At 27.4% G+C, this 16,547-nt stretch carries 13 protein-coding genes; 1 reads left to right on the forward strand and 12 read right to left on the reverse strand.

The window, feature by feature from the left end; translation table 4 throughout:
- Nucleotides 1–3: 3 nt before the first annotated feature.
- The 11 genes from V2E26_RS02620 to ftsY all read right to left on the reverse strand — a co-directional run bounded on the left by V2E26_RS02620 (nucleotide 4) and on the right by ftsY (nucleotide 14,303).
- A complete protein-coding gene (locus V2E26_RS02620) occupies nucleotides 4–537 on the reverse strand; it encodes a hypothetical protein (protein ID WP_330463326.1) in 534 nt (177 codons plus the stop codon).
- 60 nt (nucleotides 538–597) lie between these two features.
- Entirely contained in the window at nucleotides 598–2,694 is a 2,097-nt protein-coding gene (locus V2E26_RS02625) for a hypothetical protein (RefSeq protein WP_330463327.1), read from the reverse strand.
- Between the two features lies 1 nt (nucleotide 2,695).
- A complete protein-coding gene (locus tag V2E26_RS02630) occupies nucleotides 2,696–3,922 on the reverse strand; it encodes a hypothetical protein (protein ID WP_330463328.1) in 1,227 nt (408 codons plus the stop codon).
- Nucleotides 3,909–5,591 carry a hypothetical protein gene (locus V2E26_RS02635; protein WP_330463329.1) on the reverse strand — a complete coding sequence of 561 codons (1,683 nt, stop codon included), beginning with the start codon at nucleotides 5,589–5,591 and terminating at the stop codon, nucleotides 3,909–3,911. The genes V2E26_RS02630 and V2E26_RS02635 overlap by 14 nt, the downstream gene beginning before the upstream one ends.
- A 4-nt stretch (nucleotides 5,592–5,595) precedes the next feature.
- Entirely contained in the window at nucleotides 5,596–6,018 is a 423-nt protein-coding gene (locus V2E26_RS02640) for a hypothetical protein (protein WP_330463330.1), read from the reverse strand.
- 230 nt (nucleotides 6,019–6,248) lie between these two features.
- On the reverse strand, nucleotides 6,249–10,562 hold the full coding sequence (locus tag V2E26_RS02645; protein WP_330463331.1) for a PolC-type DNA polymerase III: 4,314 nt from the start codon (nucleotides 10,560–10,562) through the stop codon (nucleotides 6,249–6,251).
- Between the two features lie 18 nt (nucleotides 10,563–10,580).
- The gene (locus tag V2E26_RS02650) at nucleotides 10,581–11,549 is read right to left on the reverse strand and encodes a phosphatidate cytidylyltransferase (protein WP_330463332.1); all 969 of its coding nucleotides are present in this window, start codon (nucleotides 11,547–11,549) and stop codon (nucleotides 10,581–10,583) included.
- An 81-nt stretch (nucleotides 11,550–11,630) separates the two neighbouring features.
- Nucleotides 11,631–12,182, reverse strand: coding sequence for a ribosome-recycling factor (locus V2E26_RS02655; protein ID WP_330463333.1), 552 nt, complete (start codon nucleotides 12,180–12,182; stop codon nucleotides 11,631–11,633).
- Nucleotides 12,183–12,190: 8 nt separating this feature from the next.
- Nucleotides 12,191–12,919, reverse strand: coding sequence for a UMP kinase (pyrH, locus tag V2E26_RS02660; RefSeq protein ID WP_330463334.1), 729 nt, complete (start codon nucleotides 12,917–12,919; stop codon nucleotides 12,191–12,193).
- Nucleotides 12,920–13,026: 107 nt separating this feature from the next.
- Nucleotides 13,027–13,248, reverse strand: coding sequence for a hypothetical protein (locus V2E26_RS02665; protein WP_330463335.1), 222 nt, complete (start codon nucleotides 13,246–13,248; stop codon nucleotides 13,027–13,029).
- Nucleotides 13,248–14,303, reverse strand: coding sequence for a signal recognition particle-docking protein FtsY (ftsY, locus tag V2E26_RS02670; RefSeq protein WP_330463336.1), 1,056 nt, complete (start codon nucleotides 14,301–14,303; stop codon nucleotides 13,248–13,250). The genes V2E26_RS02665 and ftsY overlap by 1 nt, the downstream gene beginning before the upstream one ends.
- Before the next feature lie 107 nt (nucleotides 14,304–14,410).
- On the opposite strand from ftsY, the gene V2E26_RS02675 reads away from it, so the two are divergent.
- Entirely contained in the window at nucleotides 14,411–16,000 is a 1,590-nt protein-coding gene (locus V2E26_RS02675) for an MATE family efflux transporter (RefSeq protein ID WP_330463337.1), read from the forward strand.
- Nucleotides 16,001–16,222: 222 nt separating this feature from the next.
- Here the strand turns inward: V2E26_RS02675 and V2E26_RS03145 are convergent, their stop codons facing one another.
- Entirely contained in the window at nucleotides 16,223–16,417 is a 195-nt protein-coding gene (locus tag V2E26_RS03145; protein ID WP_456238232.1) for a plasmid mobilization protein, read from the reverse strand.
- Nucleotides 16,418–16,547: the final 130 nt, after the last annotated feature.

Consider the following 16,547-nt stretch of genomic DNA (forward strand, 5'->3'; position numbering starts at 1 on the left):
TCCTTAATTCTTAACTACAACGCCGTCACTACTAATTCAAGTATTTTTATTAACAGCATTGTCGTTTTGATTTTTATTATTTAATTCTGCTTTTTCAATTGCAAAACCTTCTGCGGTTGCGAATTCTAATAAAGATTTATTTAAATTAGAAAAATCTATTTTTTCATAATCCAAATCAACTTTATTAAAATCTCGTTTAATACCGCTGTTTTTTCACGCATTTTGAATAACATTTTGCAATTTATCTTGTTGTAAAGCGTACTTATTATTTATCTCATCTAAGTTATTTTTTAAATTGTTAAACTCAGATAATTTGTTTTGCAAATCATTTTGCAATTCATTAATTTTTTTTGTTTTATTACCTATTTTTGAATTTAAATAATCTTCTAATTCATTTTTGTTTTCAAAAACAGCATAAACGCCCAAAGCTTCTAAAATTTCAGTTCTTTTAGCTTCAGGACTTAAATTTAATGCAGCAAAAACGTCGTTTTCTGATAACTTAAGTTTTTCTGCAATTGTTGAAATAATTTTAGTCATTGGTTAGATCCTTTTTTAAAATATGTTCCGTCTTTTGGGCAGCAGTTCCCTTATTATTTTTTATAACTTAATTATCGTTGTTGTATTTTGTGGCGAGAAATGAGAAAGCAATTTAAAAGATTTAAAATCGCCGTTATTTATTGAAATTTTTATTTCATTTATGAAAAGACTTTTAATTTCAAGATAATTTATTTTTTTAATATTAAAATAATTGTTTTTATTAAAAAATAAATTAATCTCTATATCTTTAGGAACCATATTATTTTTAAAAACTTTATAAAAATAGTCAACAGGGTTATTTCACACCCAATCATTTTTGTAAGACTTATCAATTACTTTTTCTATTTTTCTAACTTGAAAACTAATATAAAACTCAAAAAATACTCTTTCTCTTTGTCCGGCCCCGCCAGAACCTCCGCTATAGCTTGATGAGCCTTTTTTATAAAAGTGGATACCTTCAATAAAATCACTGTTTTCTCCGTTTTTTGAAAAAACTCTAGAACTGTTTTTGACTATCTTATAACCCCTTGGAATTAACTCAGATTTTCTTTCTAAAACTCATGCTTCTATAAAATCAGTTAATTGACTGTATGCTGTAAGCTTTTCGACATAACGAGCATCATTTACTTGTTTTAATTTTGAAAAATTAAATACAATAGTTTCAAAATTATCAAAAACATTTTTATTTAAAAAATCAAAAACCCTAATTTCTTTACCAAATTGAACAACTTTAAAAGGCTGGGTTGCTTTGCTTTCTAATTCGATGCTCAAATTTGGTTTTTCAAATTTATCAAAAATATTTAAGAAATCTTCCTTATTTAAAACACTTCAATTTAAAAAATTTAAGTTAGTTGATTTTTTAGTATTAAAATCAACAGGAGAATTTGAGTAAGTTTGATCATCTAGTTTATCCGGCAATGATGGAAGCGTTAAAACATATTGCTCAAATTGTTTTAAATTATTATCAAAAATAGTTGGTGGTACTGGTTCTATTTTTTGATTATCAAAATAAAATCAGTTTGAGTTTAAATGTAGTTCTACATTCCTTTTAAAAACCTCATAATCATTATTCTCATGATAATTTACAACATCTATAAAGAAAGGTAATCCAATTTTGTGCTCGGTATTCATACCATTTTTTCAAGCATACCGGGATTTAAGGCTTTCAGATAACATAATAATCACATTAGCTAATCTTTTTGTTTCTAACTCAAAACCAGAAACGTTAAGTGTATTGAAAAGATCATTAAAAATTTTGTCGATGTAAATTGACTGATCAGTGCCATTAAAAACATTTTCTTTAAAATTCTTTTTTTCATCCTCAGAAAAACCTGCAAAGCCGGTTGAAAGAACCTTATTGACTCACAAACACTTTAATATATTTTCTTCTAACAAAACAGCAAAAGTACTTAAGAAAAAATTTTTCAGATTTATTTTTTTTGTTTTATTATCAATTTTTGGTAATAAATTTTTTAAATCCAAAAGATTTATTTTTTCTCAAAAATTAGAATATAAAACCAGATTTTTGTTGTTTGAAAAAATAGGGTTAATTATATTTGGAACAAAGATATAGTTAGGATTTGAAAAAGAAAAGCTATCAGGTTTAATTTTTGAAGGCAAAATATTGTTATTATCATCTTCAAGCTCACCAAAAAAATTTATTTCGTTTATAAAACCGTAATTTTTAAACCTAATTCTAATATTTTCAATTTCTGCTTCTTCATCATTTTCTATAAATTCAAAAGTTAAAAAATTATTATTTATTTCTTTTAATAAACTAACACTTTTTAAGGAAATCGTGAAAACATGTTCACTATCGTCCTCAGGACTTATAGCATCTTCTAAATTAAACGAATAATAAAAATCTTCTAAATTTTCAGGTTGTTCTTTAAGACTAAAAAAATAAAATTTTTCATCAATTTTTTGATCTGTATAAAAATCAAAACTATTAGCATAATCATAAATTACGTTATTATCTAAATCGTTTTTTTGATTTAGGGTATTAGTAAATCCTACATACTTACCATTTATTTTTCCAACTTTTTTTAATTTAAGAGAAATTGATAAATTATTTTTTAATGCTAATTCCTTAGGGTTTTCTAGATTACATATTTTAAAAAAATAAAGTTCATTTAAATTATCGAAATTTGAAATCATTTTAATTTTCCTCATCAAAATTTTTGTTTTCTTTAATTATTGGAGAATTAGGATTTAAATTAACACCATCTGCATTGATTTGATATAAGGCGTCCGAACTTTTTAAATATTCAGTAGATGTTGGAACTATTATTTTTAATTTATCATTATCTAAATTAATTTTTAAAATTTTAAAAATCATTATTATCAGTTCCTTATAATAAATCTCTCTTAAATTAGCCTTACTTTCTAAATAATCAGCATAATTTGAGTTTAAACTTTCAACCTCATTATTATGCATGTTTTTTGTTCCAAAATCGGCCGAATTCATTCTGAAAAACATAGCATCTTTAATTAAATAAATTAACTTATCAATTTTTTGTAATATATTTTGTGCTAAACTGTTCCCCTGAAAAAAACTTAACGGGGATGCTCCAGAACTCATAAATGCCTGGTCATAGGCAGAGCTTTTTATTACCCTTTTATCTAAATTATAAATTGCAGCTTCAGCATTTGATGCTGTACCATTAGAAAAATTAGATTGAACGTATATAAATGGAGAAGAATAGTAATTATCACGTAATAGCATCTCCTCACAATTGTCTAACATTTGAAATAGTGAAGGATCTACCTGTTCTATTTCAGAAGTTTCCTTATAATTATTTTTAAAAATTATTCAAGGAATAAAATCATATAAATTAATTTCGTCGGGATAATAATAATTCACATCTTTAAGTTTGTGCTGTTGTCCAAACTGATTTTCTGCATAAGTCGAAATTACATTAACTTGATTATTTTCCAAAATGTTATATTCTTGAATAATTTTTAAATTTAATCCATTTCTTTTAATCTCGTCTATTTGAACTTTTAAATATACTAATTTATTCAAATATTTTTGATATTCAATAACCTTGCCCAAACGCAAGATTACCTTATCATCCTTTTTTACAACGCCAACTGCATACAAACCGTTCTTATATAAGCATTCTTCTAAAAACTGTATTTTTTCTAAAAATTCATTATCAGCAAAAATATTATCAAGTATTTTTTTGTTTTCAAAATCTAGTAATATTTTAGGTAATTTAAAAGCAAGAGCATTAACCTGTATTTTTGCGCCTAGTTCTAAAAATTGTTTTTTTGAGTTTGGGCGTTTAAAAATGTTTGAATTATAAAGCTGGGACATTTCTGAGCTTTGTGCCTTTGCAATTTGAACAAAACTTGTAATATCTTTTTTATTAATATCTTCCATTCTCTTTTTCCTTTCATAACAACATTAAAGAATTTTGCATTTTATAACAAATGGAACTAGCCATTTCAAAAGCATTAATTAAGTCATAAATCTCAGGATTAATACTCTCGTCTCGCTTATCTTCACCGGGTTTTATATACTGTTTTGACAAATTCAACAATAACTTAGCGGTTGATGGATTAAATATAATTGCGTTATTTTTTAAAAGTCATTTCTGTCACTCTTGTCTATTTATTATTCCGAATTTTTGAGTACTTGTATCGCGTCTGTTGGCCGCTAATGTAGCGATATTTAATTTTTTTTCAATTATTAGGCGAGAAAGATTTTCGCGAATAATATCGTTATCAGTTAAAATAAGACTAATTAAATCGTTTTGATAATCAAAAAACAATTTATCCCTTCATTTTTCGATTATCTCATTATTGAAACTGCCTATTAAATTTAAGAGCATTAAATTTGTGTTGTGTCTAAAAAAACCTCTATCACTATTAATAAGTGATTTAACATCTTCTATCGCGTTGTTCACATAAATCTGTCCGTTATCCAGAAGAAAAACCCTGCATCAGCTTGCGTTGTCGCTTAGGCCTGGGTCAAAGCCATCATAAACTGCTAATATCTTCCTATCTTTTAAAACTTCTTCTAAATTTGCAAAGTTAATTGATTTATTAAAAGCAAAGCCATCATTATCAAAAATTAAATTTTTTAAAAAATAATTATTTTCCTGAGTTTCATCCAAATAAGCAAACCCGCAAATAGTTACTAATCATCGATTATAGTTTTCTTTTTTTAACGTTTCAGCAGATGCTCTTTGCAACGAAGAAAACTGAGCTTCTGGAACAAATTTTTTATGATACATGGTAACAATTAAACCTACGTTTTCAAAATCCGGTTTTTCTACTTGCAAAAAAGTTTTTTCGTTTAACTCGTCTAAAATAACATTATTTATTTTTCCATTTTCTAATAAAAGTGGTATAGCTTTTTGGTGATAATCTTTTATTAAAAAGTGTTCAACAGTAAAAATGTTGTAAAGAAATTTTAATTTAATTTGAAAATCATCAGGGGCCGCTAACCTCTCAATAGTATTAGCTCTTAATAGCGGTAGTTTGTTTTTTTGGATTTCATAAAATTGCTTTAACAAATGAAGTTGTTTAGTAACGTCTGTGGGGTCCTCTATTGGTTCGTCTATTACTAGTTCTCCAAATAAGAAATTATCGTTTTTTAAAGTAATACCCTGAAATGCTTGAATACTTTCCCAGTTTTCAAATAGAACACATCTACCTAAACCTCCGTCATCGTAGTTCCAATATAAACCAGAAGTATAAGCTTCAAAAAAAGGAGTGAAGTCTAAATTGTGTTGATTTTTTAAAAATGATAAGACTTTTTCAAAGGTCGGTTTTAAGGTTTTGGTGATGTGATTATACTGGTTCCGGCACCATAAGCTACAAAAGTTTTTTTCATTTACGAGACGATAAATTGTTATAACCGCTTGCCCAAAAGATTTAGATACACCCTTAGCCCCGCTATGAATTTCTATCAGTGATTTTGATTTAAAAGCATCATAAGCAGGATTATAATCACCATCGGTATAGTGTAAGATCTCTTTTAATTTTTCTTCGCTAAAATCAGGGGGAACAACTGCTATTTTTTTGTTTTTAATTGTAGAACTCATTTTTTTAATTTTTACATAAGCCTAAGCAAAGAAAATTACCACAATCACAATCGACATCTGCTACAGGTTGATCAAAGTTATACGGTTTTCGATTTTCTTCATCGATTTCATTTTGAAGTTCATTCTCAACATTTGAAAATAGGACACCCTTAACAATTAACTTAGCATTACGATGCTCTTTGCCGTCGGCCGAGATAAAGGTTTGAAAACCTAAATTACCAAAAACGCTTAAAACATCACCAGGTTTTAAATTTTTATAACTTTGTAAATTATTAAAATCAATAAAGTTAATATATTCCCAATTCGTACCATCGTTAGAATATTTTAATGTACCAGCCACAAACTCATAATTCCCGGATTTGTTGCTAGTTAAAAACTTAATATCTTTATGAACTATACCCATAAGATACAACACAGCACCAGTCATTTTTACTCCTTTTTTTAGTCTTATTAGATTAAATGCAGACCCGTGGTATTTTTTTTCTACCCAAAAAAGTGTAAATATCAAGGTGTAATATATATATATAAAACTGATAAATAATATCAAAAAAATTGATTTTTCTTTATATTTTTAAAAGAAAGTTAAAAATTTTTATCATTTTTTGTTGAAGATTGTCTATTAAAATAAAAAATGTAGGATATTAATTTGCCTACATTTTAAAATAATTCAACTTGATTTGTTTCACTTAGATTTTTATAAACACCTAATTTTCTTAGCTCAGTAGAAATTTTAGAATTTACTTTTGCTCTTTCTTCTAAATCTTCTATCGATAAAAACGATGATTCCTCCCTTGCTCTAACGATTGATTCAGCAACAACATCACCCAAACCTTCAACAACAACAAACGGAGGTATTAAAGCTTTATTTTTGTTATCAATAATTCATTCCTTAGCCATGGATTTTTCAAGAGAAACACCTTGTATAACATAACCACGAGCATACATTTCCTTTGTTATCTCAAATGTCGTGATTAACGCTGATTCTTTGGTTGATAAGGGATTATTATTGTCATTTTTTCTTTGTTTATATTCCATCAATTTTTTACTTACTTCATTATAACCTGAAGACATTGTCTCAATATCAATTGCATCAGGTCTTATCGAAAAATAAGATGCATAAAATTCAAGTGGATAATAAAGTTTATATCAAGCTATTCTTCAAGCCATAATAACATAGGCTGTTGCATGTGCCTTGGGGAACATATACTTAATTTTTTTAAGAGAACTAATATATCAATCGGGTATATTATTTTTTATTAATAATTCTTCTTGTTCTTGTGATAGCCCCTTACCTTTTCTTACTTTTTCCATTATTTCAAAAGCCTTTAAAGGTTCAATATTCTTTCTAATTAATTCTTGCATTATATCATCACGACAACAAACACAATCTTTTAATTTAAACCCGTTATTTACCAGATCTTCAGCATTTCCTGCTCAAACATCCGTACCATGACTTAATCCACTTAATAGAATTAAGTCATTAAAGGTTCTTGGTTGTGCTTCTTTTAACATGTTTCTAACAAAGTTTGTACCAAATTCCGGCAATCCGTATGCACCTGTAGTCTCATTATCAATCATTGAAGGGTCAATTTTTAATGATTCTGTTGTATAAAATAATTTCATAACTTCTTTGTCAAACTTCGGTATTTCTCTTACTTTAGTTTTTGTTAAGTCTTCTAACATCTTTATTGTTGTAGGATCATCGTGGCCTAGTAAATCCAATTTCAGAACATTATCATGAATGGATTCGAAGTTAAAGTGCGTAGTTTTTCAGCTACTCATTGTATCATTGGCCGGATAATTTACCGGCGTAAAATCTTCAACATCAAATTCTTTGGGAATAATTATAATTCCACCGGGGTGTTGGCCCGTAGTTCTTTTAACTCCTGCTGATTTAGTTGCTAGAAAATCTAAAAATAATCTTGATCAGGGAACTTCATTTTTTCTTACTTCTTTCATGTATTTTTCACAAAATCCGTAAGCAGTTTTTAGTGCTATTTTAGAAATAGTTCCAGCTCTAAATGAGTGGTCTTCACCAAATAGTTCTTTTACCAAGTTATGAATTCTTGGTTGATAATCACCGCTGAAGTTTAAATCAATGTCGGGTACTTTATTAGCTTCAAAACCCAGAAATGTTTCAAAGGGTATATTGTGTCCATCCTTTTCTAATAAATTACCACAGTTTGGGCATTTCTTTTCAGGTAAATCTCAACCCGAAAATATGTTTTCATCCTTATTTCATTCAAAATATTTACATTTTAAACAAAGATAGTGAGGCTCTAATGGGTTGACTTCCGATATTTCAGATAAGTTTGCGACAATTGAAGAACCAACTGATCCCCTACTACCAACCTGATATCCATCTTCGTTTGATCTTTTAACTAACTTATGACTAATTCAATAAATGACTGAATATCCATATTTAATAATTGGGTTTAATTCTTTTTCAATTCTTTCAACTATCTTTGAATCTGGGTCATTCCCATATTTTTTATAAAGATTTTCATAAACTAAATTTCTTAATTTTACAGGTGAATCATCAAATGTTGGAACATATAATTTATCTTTTATAACTTGTATTTTTTCAATTTGATCAGCAATTAATTTGGGATTGTTTATTACTAAATCCTTAATAATTTTTTCATCTCCTAAAAATGAGAATTCATCTAGCATTTCACGTGTTGTCAAATATTTAAAAGATGGTTGAGTTTTTAATTTTAACGGGTGCATTCCACCACCCAATGACGGTGCGTTGATATATATTGCATGTATCAATTTTTGATAATCATAAACATATCTTGCATCTGTTGTTGCAACACATTTTTTATTAAGTTGAATACATTTTTCTAATAAATCTTTATAAGCTCATTGAAGGTTAAAAAAACTTATATCTCCAGAATCTAATAAATAATTAAAAGATGATATTGGAGGAAATTCAATATAATCAAATTTTTGAACTTCATTTATTATTTCATAATCAGTACCAAATAAAACCTTATCTCATAGTTTAGATTGATGTGTTGCGGAACCAAAAAATAAATTTGAATATTTTTTCTTATCTTCTATAAAAAATTTTGGTCCATTAGCAAAAGAATCTGTTAATGAATTGGATAAAATACTAAACAATTCTTTAAGACCTCGCTGATTTTTTGCTAGTACTCTAATCTCGTTTGATCTTGTTCTCTTTGCTCAATTGGTTGCATTTGCTTCACTAAGTTCTAGTGATGTTTTAATATTTTTTTCCAATAAAAGACGACTTATCATTTTTAATCAAACTTGTGCAAGCACATTAGCATCATAATCAGCACGGTGGGCATCTTGTACGTCGTAAGAGATATTGTGTCTCTTACATACGTTCTCCAATTTATGCTTCATTTCATCAGTATCCAAAAAATGTGAAACTTTTAAAGTATCAATACACACCAATTTAGAAACGTCATAGCCACTAGCCTTTAGTTTTTGATAGCACATTCCCATATCGAATGAAGCATTGTGAGCTACAGCTATTCTGCCATTAAGAATATTATAAATTTTATCCAACCCTTCTTGCTGGTTTAAACCGTTGGCTAACATTTGTTCATCTATACTTGTTAGGTTTTTTATTTTATCAGTAAGAATCTTGTCCGTTTTTATAAAGAATTGAATTTTTTCGGTTTGAATACCATTCCTTATTATCGAAGCACCAAATTCAATAATATCGTCAAACCTTGCTGATAATCCTGTTGTTTCAAGGTCGAATACAACATATTCAGCATCTTTTAAATTAAACTCTTCAAACCCGATTAAAATTGTATTTTTATTTGAAATTGTTGATATAGTCGCCCCATATATAGGTTTTATTGAATTATCTTTTTTTAAGCTGTTATAAAACGAGGGAAAACTTTGGACGTTATCTAAATCTGTGATAGCAATTGATTCGTGTCCATATTTTTTAGCCGCTTTTATATAATCTTCAGGGGAACTAATACCATCTTGCGCACTCATATTAGTTCTTATTGCCAAATCAATTCTCTTTATTTCTTCATTATCTTCGGTTAATGATATTAATGGATCTGTTATCGTAAATCATGATTTTCCAGAAGCCATAATATACTTACTTTGATTATAAACATCATCAAGTAAATTTCCTTCAATGTAGACTGTATCGCCCTCTGATATTTTTGGCTTTTCTTCGTCTTCATTTTGTATATATTTTACTGTTATTGCCTCATTATAATCGGATACACGCATTGTTAAAATGCGTTTATTATTTTTTAAATTTTTTCATTCTAAAAAGTATATTTCACCTTTTATTAAAACTCTAATTTTTTCAAAGGTGTTAAGAGCTGTTTCAATGCTCATTTCAATTGCTTTTTGGTTGTTTTTATTATATAGGTTGAACCGTTGTTCTTTTGATAGTTGCTTTTTAATTGGATTATTTTTTTCTTCCTTTTGTTTTTTATCAAAAGAGTTTATTAAACTATCTACTATATTTTTTCTATTTTGACTCTTTGAATTTTCTACCAATTTACACACTGGATTAAGAAATTCAAATCCTATGGTTGCTAAAGCTTTTTTAACTTCTTCAATATTTGAATTAAATTTATCAAAAACACTTTTTAATGATATGAAAAAAATTATATTATTATCGTTTAGTTCTATATTTTCTTCATGAATAAAACCAGAAATATTTTTAAGATTTATAAACTTTCTATCAATAATGTATTTTAAATAATCAGTTATATTTTTTTTATCTAAAATAGTGTTTTGTATGACTAAATTTAATGTATTTTTAGGAAATTTTAAATCTAGAGATTTTTTAAATCTCTTATATTCGTGTATATCAATATGTTCATCAAATTGAATATCAAAAATTCAATTGTAATATCCTTCATAAGGTGGTTGAACTGATAAAAGTCTTGCACCTTCAAATTCATCCGATGGCTCAAAATTGATTTCTTTGCATAATACCTTAAAACCTTCAACGGACATACCAAACTCCTAAAAATATTAAATGAATAAAATTGCAGATGTAGCAATAACAACAAACGATGTTGAATCAAAACGATCCATATAACCACCATGACCTGGAATTAAATTAGAAAAATCTTTAATTCCATACAATCTTTTAATTAACGAAAATACAAGATCACCAATTATTGAAACAAATGGTAATAAAAACATTCCAACAACCAGTTGTTTTCAATTTGTAAAAATTGTAAATGTTTGATTATTGGTTAAAAATCCTAAATACATTGTAATAAATACGAATAAAGAACCAAAGGCAAAACCAATAAATCCTCCCTCTCAAGATTTTTTGGGACTTATTTTAGGTGCCATACCAACCTTAATTAATTTTCTACCAAATAAAGATCCACCGATATAAGCCGTTGAATCCGTAATGACCGGTATACTAACAACAGCAAACACAAAATATAAACTGGCTGAATTATAAAGAAACAAGGCCTTAAAAGATAGAGGAATAAATCAGGTAGCAAATACTGCAACAATGTAAGAAATAATAAATTCTTTAAATGTTCTTTTTAAAAGAAATAAATTAATTAAATAAAATAAGGATATTATTGTTAATATCAAACTAAATTGTATTAATCCAAAGTTGGCTATTTGGTTATAACCAAAAAATATTGTTTTTTTGATCTGCTGCGTTAATTCAAAAATATTAAAACCTGTTTTTTGAGCCATTGAAACAAAAGTATTTACATCACTTGGATTATTAGCGTACCAATCAAGTGGAAATGCTCATATTAAAATTGAAATTATTGATAAAAAAATATTTTCTCATCTTTTTAAGATGCTATGAGATAAGACTTCATAAGTTGCTCATACGGAAATTACAGAAAAAAATGAAATACCGATTATTTTTCCTGATGTTTTACCAAAATAAGTAGTAAACAAAAAAGGAATTAATATAGCAAACAGTATTATTGCTGATTTAACTCTTAGTTTTATATTCTTCATAATTTATAATTATAATTGCTATAACACTATGTGTTATGAAAAAAATTATTTTTAAAAAAATAACAGCAATTGGCCGTTATTCTATATAGTCATTAATTCTTTTTCTTTAGCTTTTGCTAATGTAGAAATAACTTCGATCGATTTGTCAATTTCTTTTTGAACTTGGTCTAAATAGTTTTTTTGTAAATCTTCAGATAGTTCTTTATCAGCTTTAATGTGTTTGTTTATATCTTGACGCACTTGTCTAATTGCTACTTTTGCTTGTTCAGCTATTTGGTTTAGCATTTTAGTCATTTCAACACGCTTTTCTGTAGTCATTTGTGGATAAATTAATCTTATTTGATGTCCCATGTTGACAATTGTTATATTTAATTTTTGATCCATTATTGTTTTCTCAACAGTTTTTAATATTGCCATATCATATGGTTTTACCAATAATTCTAAAGGTCCGTTCGTGCTAATTGATGCAAGCTCATCCAAATTCATTCAACTATCATAATAGTTAATTTTAATTTTATTAATTATTGCGGGGTTAGCTTTTCCTACAGCAACTTTTAATGATTGACTTTCAAAATTATTAATTGCTTTATCTGTACTCTCTTTTAAATCTTCTAAATAAAAACTTAATTCCATATTTTCTCCTATTTAACTTTAGATATAACTGTATTTGGTATTTTATTTTCAATCGCTCTTAGAAGTGCGTTTGTTTCATTTATATCAAAAATGATAATATCAATATTATTATCTTTAGCCATCGATGCCGCTGTTTGGTCAATAACTTTTAAATCTTTTTCAAGTAATTCATCGTATGTTAATTTGTCAAATTTAATTGCATTTTTATTGAATTTAGGATCAGAATCATATACGCCATCAATATTATTTTTACCCATCAATATTGCATCAGCCTCAATTTCAGAAGCATATAATGTTGAGGCTGTATCTGTTGTAAAGAACGGTCTTCCAGTTCCTCCAGCAAAAATAACAACTTCACCATCTTTTAAATATTTCTTTGCTTTTTCATTTATATACACTTCACAAACTTTTGGATCCATTGTTAGTGAAGAAAGGACTCTTGAGTGTAGTCCGTTGTGTTCGAACCCCGATTGTAGAGCCAAGGCATTCATTGTTGTTGCAAGCATACCGATGTAATCTGCCCTTACCCTTTGAATACCGTTTTTCGCAGCACTTGTTCCTCTTCAGAAGTTTCCGCCACCGACAACAATCGCTACCTCAACATTGTTTTCAATAATAATTTGTAATTGCTTTGCAAATTTATCTACAAGTTCATAATCAATAGCTAGATGCTTTTCCTTATTAGCCAGTCCTTCTCCAGATAATTTGATTAAAACTCTCTTATATTTATAAGCCATTAAATAACCCCTCTAATCAAGTTTATTTTTTAAAAAATTATATATGTTTTTAGATTTTAATATTTATTTTAGCGAATAAAAATTTAGTAATAAAAAATCAAAGGCTTTTAACCGTTTAATTTTTTATTTAATGAAATTAATTTTTGTTTTCCTTTTTTTACAGCATCATAAGCACCAGGTCTTGTCATTGCAAGTTCTTGACTTATTTCAGAAAACGATAGATCTTCAATTAAATATAAATGCAATGCTTGCTTTTGTGATTGGGCTAATAATGAACCATATTTTTCGTATAATTCAATCATTTCTTCTCTTTCAGAAATATCGGCCATTATTCGTTTATGCCTTTCATCAATCCATAAATATAAGAATCTAAATCAAATTCTGCTAGGTCGTCCACTTTTTCTCCAAGCCCAATAAATTTAACAGCCAAATTTATTTCGTCTTTAATCGTAAGAACTATCCCACCTTTTGAAGTTCCGTCCATTTTTGTTAAAACTATTCCGGTTAATGAAGTTGCTTCACCAAAGGCTTTCGCTTGTGAAACCCCGTTTTGCCCTGTTGTAGCATCTAACACCAACAAGCTTTCGTGCGGAGCTCCTTCTATTTTTGATTCTAAAACCTTATTTATTTTAGAAAGTTCATTCATCAAGTTAACTTTATTTTGTAATCTTCCAGCAGTATCAATAATTAAAACATTATAATTTTCAGCCTTAACCTTATCAATAGCTCTATAAACAACAGCTGCAGGATCTGTTTCATTTGTAAGCGGTTTTATAATGTCAGCACCTACTTTTTTTGCTCAGATTTCCAATTGTTCAACGGCGGCTGCTCTAAAAGTATCGGCGGCCGCAATCAGCACTTTATTTCCTTCTTGAATTAATTTATAAGCTATCTTTGAAATTGAAGTAGTTTTACCAGACCCATTAACACCAACAACCAATATAACGTTTGTTCTATCTTTTTTAATGTTTAGAGTTGTATCAATAATTGAATTTGAAGCATATATTGTAAATAGTTTATCCGCAATAATTTCATTTATTAATTTTGGATCATTAATATTTTCATTTTTAACTTCTTTTTTACATTCTTCTATGATGATTTGAACAAGTTTTATTGAAATATCAGACATTATTAGAATTTCTTCTAACTCTTCAAAAAATTCCTCATCAATTCTATTGTGTTTGTTTTGTAGTTGTTTAATACTTTCAACAAAAGAAGAATTTGACTTTGAAAGACCTGCAATATAATTGTCAATTTTTTTATTTTTTCTTAATTCTTTTTCAAGCAGTTTCTTTTCTTTGGCTTCAATTTTACTTTGTTTTTTAGCAATTCTTTCTTCTTCGGTTCCGAATAATTTTTCTTTTAATTTTGATCAAAAACCCATAATGCTCTCCTGATAGTTTCTTATCTTATTATTTTATTTATATATTTTAATATAAAAAAAAGAATATAAAAATTTTAGTAAAATTATACAGTTATTCAAGGTAAGTTATGGATTTAGCAAAAGAAATAAAACACATTAACTTCAACTGAAAATTAGAATCTAAGTATATGCTTAGATTGTGTTTTCCTATTTTTATTCAAACTTTATTCTTTGCAGTAGTCACAATAGTAGGCTCATTAGCAACGAGTTTTTATAATCGAGCTTTTCATATTGATGGTTCGTACGCAGGTTATTATTTCTATACATTTGCTAAGGTTTTTGTTGTTTACAAAATAATAACATTCCTTCCTTTGATGTATCAACTAGGTGTATTAGTTGTGGCTTCGAATTTATATGGTCAAGAAAAAGAAAAAGAAATAATAAAACTTCTTTGATCTGCATTTTATGTTTCATTAATCATCAATGCTGGTGCATATTTAATAATTTTCTTTAGCGCTCCTAAGTTGCTTGAATTATCCGGTGCTAAAAATAATTTTGTTCTAGCTTGAAAAAATAGAAGTGAATTTGACTTATTTAAAACAAATTTAGAAAAAGCTAATTTAACAATTAATGATGTTTATAAATTAGATTTATCCCACCACGTTTTTCAAGGTGGTTTTTATGAAGGTAAAATGTACGGCAACACAAATGTGTTTGTCGAAATAACAAATGAGAACAAATTTGCTACCACTTTCTTAAGAATTGGATCTTTAGACATTTTCATAACTTCTATTGCTTTTATTTTAAACTCATCACTACAAGCTATTAAGAAAAACAAACAAGCTATTATTGGTGTTATTGTTGGTACAATAATAAGAACAATCTGGATATTTTTAATTTTATATGTTGCAAAAAGACCATTTATTGCTTCTTTAGAAATAGGCTTAGGGGCTTTAATAAATATTATAATTGCCTTTATTTTTGTTAAAAAATACATCATTAAACACAACCATATTAAATTTAAAGAAACTTGAAATAATAAATATGTAAAAGAGATGTTAAAAATTGGTTTCCCAATAGCTTTAGAAACTGGTATTTGATTTGTGGCACAATATTTATTATCTAAAGCTATTCCTGATGGTAAATTAAATGATAGATTTATAGGGCTTTGAAGGGCTGTAAATAATGTATATGATTTATTTGCGGCGTTCTTATTTGCATTAAGTTATGTTACATCTTCAATAATCGCAACCGAAATAGGTAAAAATCAATTTGAAAGAGCTAAAAAACTAGGTAATCTTTCATTTAAATTAGGTATTTCTATTCAATTGATTTTTGGATTTTTAGGTATTATTTTTACATATCCAATGTTTAAAATTTATTCAATAGAAACTGAATTAATTAATAAATATTGTTATTATTTGATGACTATTTTTATGATAAAAACACTTGCTGATGTAGGTCCATTAACATCCTTAAGAGCTTTATGGGGTTCGAATGATGTTTGAATGCCTAATTTAATTTCATTAATAACAATGATTGGGTTGCAAACAAGCTTAGTTTATATATTAATTTTATTTAGAAGTGATTCACTTACTCAAGAAATGTTTTTAATTAGTCTAAGCGCCATTGCAATAATAGACCCGCTACTCAGATCAATATTGTATGGCTTAAGATGAAATTCTGGTGTATGAACAAAATTTGCAAAAAAACTTTAATTTTTTTATATTTTACAGACACTAGAATAAACAAAAAAAATTGGACAGATGACCAAAGTGGGCCCCTCTTCCAATTCCTTGAGTTTTGTAAATAGGTTTTTATTATTTATTACTTCTTTAGAAATATTAGTAATCATACTTTTCGAGTTATCGATATCTTTCTTATAAATCGCATCATAGGTATTTGTATGTTTTGCAATCTGTTTGATATTGTTTGTTGCATTAGAAAGTAGGTGCTGAATCTTGTAAAAAAGGGATTAGGTCTAAAGCAAGTATTTCTTTTTCCAGTAGACATTTACGAATAAAGTGTTGCATATTTCTACATTTACTTAACTTAAATTTATCTTCAATAATCTTTAATTCTTCTTCGGTTAAACCAATATTTTTTTGTTTATTTCTATATAAGTTTTTCTTTATTTGATTTTATTATGTTGTATTTTTTCCTCTTTTATTTTTCTCTGTTCCTCAGTACTTGTCTTTAACTTTCTGTTATTTTCTATTTGCATAATCACTCCTTTCTTCGAAATAAAAAAGACGACTAGTTATT

The organism is Metamycoplasma gateae, assembly GCF_036352135.1.
Lineage (GTDB): Bacteria > Bacillota_I > Bacilli_A > Mycoplasmatales > Metamycoplasmataceae > Metamycoplasma > Metamycoplasma gateae.